Annotated in this window: 10 protein-coding genes; 3 read left to right on the top strand and 7 right to left on the bottom strand. The window is 74.0% G+C overall.

Features of this window, described 5'->3' with window-relative positions; all coding sequences use genetic code 11:
* Positions 1-613 precede the first annotated feature (613 nt).
* From K6U79_10360 to rsmD, 4 genes are all read right to left on the bottom strand, one after another.
* A complete protein-coding gene (locus tag K6U79_10360) occupies positions 614-886 on the bottom strand; it encodes a twin-arginine translocase TatA/TatE family subunit (protein MCL6522754.1) in 273 nt (90 codons plus the stop codon).
* Between the two features lie 145 nt (positions 887-1,031).
* Entirely contained in the window at positions 1,032-1,607 is a 576-nt protein-coding gene (locus tag K6U79_10355; GenBank protein MCL6522753.1) for a hypothetical protein, read from the bottom strand.
* 2 nt (positions 1,608-1,609) lie between these two features.
* Positions 1,610-2,095 (bottom strand): pantetheine-phosphate adenylyltransferase, encoded by a 486-nt coding sequence (gene coaD / locus K6U79_10350; protein ID MCL6522752.1) that lies wholly within the window; start codon positions 2,093-2,095, stop codon positions 1,610-1,612.
* Positions 2,096-2,134: 39 nt separating this feature from the next.
* A complete protein-coding gene (rsmD, locus tag K6U79_10345; protein MCL6522751.1) occupies positions 2,135-2,695 on the bottom strand; it encodes a 16S rRNA (guanine(966)-N(2))-methyltransferase RsmD in 561 nt (186 codons plus the stop codon).
* 43 nt (positions 2,696-2,738) lie between these two features.
* Here rsmD and gpr point away from each other — a divergent pair, with 43 nt between their 5' ends.
* On the top strand, positions 2,739-3,737 hold the full coding sequence (gene gpr / locus K6U79_10340; protein ID MCL6522750.1) for a GPR endopeptidase: 999 nt from the start codon (positions 2,739-2,741) through the stop codon (positions 3,735-3,737).
* A 9-nt stretch (positions 3,738-3,746) separates the two neighbouring features.
* On the opposite strand, the gene K6U79_10335 is transcribed toward gpr, so the two are convergent.
* The gene (locus K6U79_10335; protein MCL6522749.1) at positions 3,747-4,175 is read right to left on the bottom strand and encodes a cytidine deaminase; all 429 of its coding nucleotides are present in this window, start codon (positions 4,173-4,175) and stop codon (positions 3,747-3,749) included.
* A 211-nt stretch (positions 4,176-4,386) separates the two neighbouring features.
* Here K6U79_10335 and K6U79_10330 point away from each other — a divergent pair, with 211 nt between their 5' ends.
* The gene (locus tag K6U79_10330) at positions 4,387-4,629 is read left to right on the top strand and encodes a twin-arginine translocase TatA/TatE family subunit (protein MCL6522748.1); all 243 of its coding nucleotides are present in this window, start codon (positions 4,387-4,389) and stop codon (positions 4,627-4,629) included.
* Between the two features lie 64 nt (positions 4,630-4,693).
* Here K6U79_10330 and K6U79_10325 read toward each other — a convergent pair whose 3' ends face one another.
* Positions 4,694-5,011 (bottom strand): hypothetical protein, encoded by a 318-nt coding sequence (locus K6U79_10325; GenBank protein ID MCL6522747.1) that lies wholly within the window; start codon positions 5,009-5,011, stop codon positions 4,694-4,696.
* Positions 5,012-5,126: 115 nt separating this feature from the next.
* A complete protein-coding gene (locus K6U79_10320) occupies positions 5,127-5,582 on the bottom strand; it encodes a phosphoribosyltransferase (GenBank protein MCL6522746.1) in 456 nt (151 codons plus the stop codon).
* 135 nt (positions 5,583-5,717) lie between these two features.
* On the opposite strand from K6U79_10320, the gene K6U79_10315 reads away from it, so the two are divergent.
* A partial coding sequence (locus K6U79_10315) for an amino acid permease (protein MCL6522745.1) occupies positions 5,718-6,993 on the top strand: 1,276 nt, incomplete at its 3' end.

Below are 6,993 nucleotides of genomic sequence, written 5' to 3'. Positions count from 1 at the left end.
GTCAGCAACTGGGTCACCCCCGGCGGCGCCGACGTCCTCCTCCCCCACCCCCAGGCCATCCAGAGCCTGGTGGCCGAACTCTTCGCGGGAACCGGCCTGAAGGATCTGCCGGACGCGGCCGCCCCCGGAGCGGGAGGCTCGGCTGCGACCGCCCCGGGCGGCAGCCGGTAGGCACTGCTCTGCGCCAAGGTAGAGGGCAGGCGCCGGCCTCCCTTCCCGCGCGTCCTCCCTTTGCGGAAGTTCGCGCAGGAGGTGGCGAAAGGCCGGGTGGGCGGCTGCTCGATGGTCTGCCGATCTCGTCGATGTCGTGCCTGGCGGGGTCGACGTGGATCGCCATGGGGAGCATGTGCGAAAGCACCCCCGCCCCGGCGGCAGGGCGGGTGACCAAGACCGCCGGGAAAGCGTCGCGGCCGAGGTCACCCGGTCCCCCGATGGCGCTTGTCGGATTGAGGCCCGGGAGAAGCAAGGGGCGATTCCAGGCTGTGGCACGCTGCGGAGTCCAGGAGGCCGCCGAGGAAAGGCCGGACCTCACCGCGCGGCCTTTGCGGCCGCGACGGGCGGCCCCGCCTCCGCGCGCCGCCCGCCCTCTCCCCGCCGCCCCCGCCCGGCTCCGCTAGGACTCCTTCGCCGGCCCGGCGGCCTCGTCCGCGCCCTGCCGCTCGTGCGTGCCGGCCGCCTCGCCGCCCTTCTCCTGGCCGGCGCCCTTCTCTGTTGCGGCGGGCCGCGACGCCTCGCCGGCGGCGTTGATGGCGTTGCTGGTGGCGCTGCGGAACTCGCGGATGGCGTCACCCAGCGAGCGGCCCAGCTCGGGCAGCCGCCGCGGTCCGAAGACGATCAGGGCGATGATCAGAATGACCAGTAGGTGCCAAGGGGTGATGAGATCCAACCGATCCGCCTCCCGGGCGGCCCTGCCGGAAAGGGCTCCGCCTCGCGGGCGTCGCCGCCGACGGCCGCCATCTCATTCTACGGCCGCCGCCGCGCGCCAGCGAGCCGCCTCCGCCCGGCGCCCGGAGGCCCCCGGCCCCGTCGGCTCAGCGCCGGGAGTTCTCGCCCGGCGCCGCGCCCGCCGGACCGCCCTCGGCCCGTCCGCCGGCGGTCCGCCCCGCGGAGCGCGCCTGCGCCTCGCCGGTCGCCTCCTCGGCGGCGGCCGCGGCCTCCGCGGGCGGGGCCAGTTCGGCCCGCGCCTGGCCGACGATCTCCAGCGAGCGCTGCAGGTTCCGCTCCACCTTGGCCAGGAGGTCGTCGGCGTACTCCCGCGCGCCCAGGCGGACCTCGCGGCTGACCGCGCGCGCCTCCTCGACGATGCGGTTGGCCTCTTCCTGGGCGCGCTGGGTGATGGCCGACTCGCGCACCAGCTTCTCGGCGTAGACCTGCGCCTCGCGCACCACCGCCTCGGCCTCCTCGCGGGCCTGGGCGACGATCCGGTCGCGCTCGCGCATCACGCGCTGCGCCTGGCGGAGCGCCTCCGGCAGCGCCTCGCGCAGTCGGTCCAGGAGACCGAAGACCGCCTCCTCGTCGACCATCAGCCTGCCGGTGAGGGGGACGTGACCGGCCTCGCTGAGCAGCTGTTCCAGCTCGTCCAGGATGGCGAGGGGATCCTCTTCCACGGTCAGACGCTCCTTCCGAATTTGCCCAGCAGCCGGCTCTCCACGTGGGGCGGCACCAGGCCGCTGACCGAACCTCCGAAGCGGGCGATGGTCTTGACGATGCTCGAGCTCAGGTAGGCGTGCTCGGGACGGGCGATGATGAAGAAGGTCTCCAGTTCTGCGTCTAGTCGGCGGTTCATCTGGGCCATCTGGAACTCGTATTCGAAGTCGGAGACGGCGCGAAGCCCCTTGACCACGATGCCGACGCCCTGCTTCCTGGCATACTCCACCAGAAGGCCGTGGTAGGCGTCAACCGTCACGTTGGGGAGGTGGGCCACCGCCTCCCGGCACATCTCCAGCCGCTCTTCCACGGTGAAGAGCGGCGCCTTGGCGTCGTTCTGGAAGATGGTGACGTAAACCTGTTCGAAGACCCGGGCGGCGCGCTCGATCACGTCGAGGTGCCCGTAGGTCAGCGGGTCGAAGCTTCCGGGGCAGAGCGCCTTGGGCATGCCGCACCTCCCAGCCGTCCTCCCGCGCCGCCGGGCGGGTCAGCCGCGGGTCAGGATCGCCACCACCGTCTCGCCATATCGTCGTTCGTCCAACCGAATAAAGCTTCCGACCCCTTGGGGCAACTCCTCCCCTCGCGCCCGCTCCGCCACCAGCAGCGCACCGGGCTCGAGCAAAGGCGCCGCGCCCTCCCCGTCCAGCCGGCGCAGGGCTTCCTCCAGGAGACCGCGCCCGTAGGGCGGATCGAGAAAGACCAGGCCGAAGCGCTCGCCCTCCCGCTCCAGGCGGTCCAGCGCCCGGCGCCAGTCCATGGCCAGCAGGCGGGCCCGCCCCTCCGCCCCGCAGAGGGCGATGTTGCGCCGCACCACGCGGGCGGCGGCCGCGTCGCCCTCCACCAGAACGGCCCGCCCGGCTCCGCGGCTGAGAGCCTCCAGCGCCAGGGCGCCGGTGCCCGCGAAGAGGTCGAGGACGGCCGCCGCCGGCGGACGCCGCGCCTCGAGCAGGTCGAAGACGGCCTCGCGCACCCGCTCCGAAGTCGGCCGCGTGGCCGGCGCCGGGCGGGCCAGACGACGGCCTCGCCACTCGCCCGCGACGATCCGCATGCTCCCGGCCCCCCGCGGTTATCTTCCCGAAAGGGTGAGTCGGATGGGAGAGGCTCCCCTGGAGGGCCTCGGCCTTCTCGGCCAGATCCGCACCGACCTGGCCGTGGAGGCGCGCGACCGTCTGGCGCGCGAAGGCCGGGACGAGGGGATCGAGGTCCAGGAAGAGGAGCGCGGCCACGTTCATCTCCGCCGCGTCCGCGTCCGCGACGCCGCCGCGGCGCGGCGCATCGGCAAGCCGCCGGGCACCTACACCACCATCGAGGCGGCCGAGCTGCGCGCGCGCAACCCCGCCATCCAGGAGGCGGTGGCGCGGATCACCGCCGAGGAGCTGCGCAGCCTGCTTCCTCTCGAAGAGCAGGCCACGGTCTTCGTGGTCGGGCTGGGCAACGCCCAGGCCACCCCCGACGCGCTGGGCCCGCGCGTCGTCCGCGAGCTGCTGGTGACCCGAGGCATCGAGTCCAGCTACCCGCCCGAGGTCCGCGACGGCATGCGCAGCGTGGCCGCGCTCGCCCCGGGGGTGCTGGGCACCACCGGCATCGAGACCAGCGAGGTCATCCTGGGCGTGGCCGAGCGCATCCGGCCCGACGCGCTGGTGGTCGTCGACGCCCTGGCGGCCGGCTCGCTGGAGCGCCTGGCCACCACGGTCCAGATCGCCGACAGCGGCATCGAGCCGGGCTCGGGCATCGGCAACGCGCGCGAGCCGATCACGCGTGAGCGGCTGGGGGTGCCGGTGGTGGCCGTCGGCGTCCCCATGGTGGTGCGCGCCTTCTCCATCGCCCTGGAGACGCTGGAGAGGACGCTCCAGGAGGCGGCAGCCGACCCGCTCCCCCGCCGCGCCTCGCGCGCCTCCGCGGCGCCGCCCGCCTGGGACGAGGCACGCAAGCGGCAGGTGGTGGAGAGCGTGGTCGACCCGGCCGCCGGCGACCTGATGGTGACACCCAAGGAAGTGGACCTCCTGGTGGACGACCTCGCCAAGGTGCTGGCGGCCGCCCTCAACGTCGCCCTCCACCCGCGCTTCCGGGACGTGCGCGAGTTCCTCTGAACCGGCCGGCTAAGGCTCCCGGCCGCGGCTGTACCTGGCGGGGAGCAGCTCGCGGACCGCGGCCCTCCGCGGCAGGCCGCCTTCGGTGAAGAGGACCGCGGCGTCGGGGCTGTAGTCGCTGATCAGCTCGCGGCAGAGGCCGCACGGGGAGACCACCCGGATCTCCCGGTCGGGCTCGCCGGGAGCCGGATGGCGCACGGCCACCACCGCCTCGACGGCCTCCTCTCCGGCGGCGACGGCCATGCCGAGGGCCACCGCCTCGGCGCAGACCGCCGCGCGCCCCACGTAGGCCTCGAGGTGGACCGCGGCGTACACCCTCCCCGAGCGGGCGCGGACGGCGGCGCCCACGTGGTGCCAACCGTGGCGGTAGCGGCGGCGGATGATCTCGCGCGCCGCCTCGATCAGCGCCAGGTCCTGGCTCGTCCATCCGGTCTCCACGGCAAGACCCACCCCCTGTCGCCTCGGTGGCCGGCTCGCGCCGGCACGGGCCGACGATCTGCCACACGCCCGGCTGCCTCACCATTCCGGGCGATAGCGGCCGGTCACCCGCACGGCTACGATACGGCCGTCGTGCGGGGGCGGAGAGAGGCCGCCTGCTCCGCCCGGGCCGGCCCGGCCTCCCGGCCCCGCCAGCGAGGTGAACGAGACCATGTGGGCACGCGAGCTTCTGACGCCATGGCACCTCCTGATCCTCCTCGCCATCGCCCTGGTCCTCTTCGGGCCAGGCAGGCTCCCCGAGCTGGGACGCTCGCTGGGCCAGAGCATGCGCGAGTTCCGGTCCGCCGTCTCGGCGGATGGAGGCGGCCAGGGCGGCCCCGCCCAGCCGCCCGCCGCGGCGGACGGGAGCGGGACGGGAAGGGATCCGGCCGAAAAGGGCGCACCCCGCGCCTAGCGGCGCAGCCTCCGGGCACGGACGCCCGCCGGGGCGCGCGGCGGGCGTCCGGCGTACGGTTTGCCTAGGCGGCGCCCTCCAGCCGCAGGATGAGCACGTAGCCTGCCGCCAGCAGGAAGTAGCCGCCGACGAGGAGCCAGGCGCCGGGCCGCGAGGCGCCCGCGGCCCAGCGTCCCTGCCCGGCGTGGAGGAGCCCCAAGCCGGCCACCATGAGGAGCGGGTGGAACCAGGCGTAGCCTGCCGGCGGCGCGAACAGGAGCCGGAGAAGCCCGAAGAGCGCCATCAGGTCGGCCAGGCCGACGAAGAGACGGCCCAGCAGGCGGTCGCCCGCCCAACGGCCCCCTCCCAGGAGCCAGACCAGGCGGACCAGTCCGAGGAGCATGACCAGATCGCCCAGTGCGAGCCCGTGGACGGCCCGCACCAGGTGGAGGAGAGAGGCCAGAGGGAATCACCTCCTCGCGGGTCGCCGCCCCAGGCGCCGGGCTCTATCCGCCCGCTCAACCGGTCAGCCGCTCCCAGGGGTAGACCAGCCAGTCGTCCGTCTCCGCGGCGAAGAAGTCGGGACCGTCGTTGGGGAAGTGGCTGAGGCTGCGCCGGTAGTGGAGGACGACGACCGAGGGGCGGGCGCCGGCGGCGATGGCGCGGGTCTTGACCGCCATGGGCAGCTCGCCGTCCGCCCAGACGTCGTCCACCACCAGGAGGCGCTTGCCGCGGAGGTCGTCCCCCGAGGGGAACTGCCAGAAGAGCGGTCGTCGCTCGGTCTGCCAGGGGCCGCAGAAGAAGACCACGGAGGCCGCCATCACGTTCCGCAGGTCGAGCAGCTCCGAGAGGAGCCCGGCCGGGATGAGGCCCCCGCGTGTGACGCAGAGGATGGCGTCGAAGGGGCCCGCCTCGAGTAGTTTGGGCTTGAGGTCGAGGACCAGCCGCTCCACGTCCTGCCAGCTCAGTTCGATCCGGCGTTCCGGCTTCGACGAAGGGTTCAACAGGGCACCTCCGCTTGCTCCCTTCATTCCGGTCCGGCGGCCGCATCTCCTGCACCGCCGTACCGGCCGCATAGCGCGGGGGAGGTCGGAGACCGTAAGAAGGCCATGGACCTCCGACCGCTCTTCCGCCGCAAACCGCCGGAACTGGCCCTGCGCGAGGCCGAGTCCGGCCCCCGCCTGCGCCGCACCCTGGGGGCGCCGGAGCTCGCCCTCTTCGGCATCGGGGCCATCATCGGCACCGGCATCTTCGTCCTGACCGGCGTGGGCGCGGCGCGCTACGCGGGTCCGGGGATCGTCCTCTCCTTCCTCGTCTCCGGGACGGTGGCCGCCCTGGCCGCCCTCTGTTATGCGGAGCTCGCCTCCATGCTGCCGATCGCGGGGAGCGCCTATACCTATGCCTACACGGCGCTGGGCGAGATCGTGGCCTGGGTGATCGGCTGGGACCTGATCCTGGAGTACGTGGTGGCGGCCGCCGCGGTCGCCATCGGCTGGTCCAGCTACCTGCGCGACCTGCTGGCCTCGGCCGGCCTGCGGCTGCCGGCCTGGGCCACCTCGCCCCTCCTGGCTGCGCCGGGGCAGGCGCGCGGGTTGAACCTCCCCGCCATGGCGGTGACGCTGGCCGTAACCGCCTTGCTGGTCCGCGGGACCCGCCAGGGGGAACGGGTCAACGACCTCGTGGTGATGATCAAGCTGGCGGTGATCGCCGTCTTTCTGGCCGCCGGCTCCATCCACGCGCGGCTGGTCCACTGGCGGCCCTTCCTGCCCTACGGGCTGCCCGGCGTCTTCCACGGCGCGGCCATCATCTTCTTCGCCTATATCGGCTTCGACGCGGTCTCGACGGCGGCCGAGGAGGTGAGGGAGCCGGCGCGCGACCTGCCGCGGGGCATCCTGGCCTCGCTGGGCGTCTCCACGGCGCTCTACGTGGCCGTCTCGGCGCTGCTGACGCTGCTGGTGCCCTACCGGAGGCTGGACACCGCCTCGCCGGTGGCCACGGCGCTCCTGGACGTGGGGGTACGCTGGGGGGCGGCGGCGGTCTCGGTGGGGGCCCTGGCCGGCCTGACCAGCGTCCTCCTGGTCAACGTCTTCGGCCAGAGCCGCATCTTCTTCGCCATGGCCCGGGACGGCCTGCTTCCCGCCGGCTTCGCCCGGCTTCACCCCCGCTTCCGCACGCCCTACCGCGTGACGCTGCTGACGGGGCTGGCGGTCACCCTGCTGGCCGGCCTGCTCCCGGTGGGAGAGGTGGCGCGGCTGGCCAACATCGGCACCCTGGCCGCCTTCTTTCTCGTCTCGCTGGGCGTCATCGTCCTGCGCCGCCGCCATCCCGAATGGCGGCGGCCCTTCCGCGTCCCGGCCGTCCCCTGGCTGCCGGCCCTGGCCGGGC

Source organism: Bacillota bacterium (assembly GCA_023511835.1).
Taxonomy (GTDB): domain Bacteria; phylum Bacillota; class Sulfobacillia; order JAIMAT01; family JAIMAT01; genus JAIMAT01.
Note: the sequence above shows the minus strand (reverse complement) of the source record. Positions and strands in the feature narration are given on the sequence as shown.

Bases quoted from the DNA above. Each gene is read 5' to 3' on its own strand.
- gpr (MCL6522750.1), top strand. From the start codon at position 2,739: ATGGGAGAGGCTCCCCTGGAGGGCCTCGGCCTTCTCGGCCAGATCCGC.
- coaD (MCL6522752.1), bottom strand. From the start codon at position 2,095: ATGCCCAAGGCGCTCTGCCCCGGAAGCTTCGACCCGCTGACCTACGGG.
- rsmD (MCL6522751.1), bottom strand. From the start codon at position 2,695: ATGCGGATCGTCGCGGGCGAGTGGCGAGGCCGTCGTCTGGCCCGCCCG.
- K6U79_10330 (MCL6522748.1), top strand. From the start codon at position 4,387: ATGTGGGCACGCGAGCTTCTGACGCCATGGCACCTCCTGATCCTCCTC.
- K6U79_10325 (MCL6522747.1), bottom strand. From the start codon at position 5,011: ATGCTCCTCGGACTGGTCCGCCTGGTCTGGCTCCTGGGAGGGGGCCGT.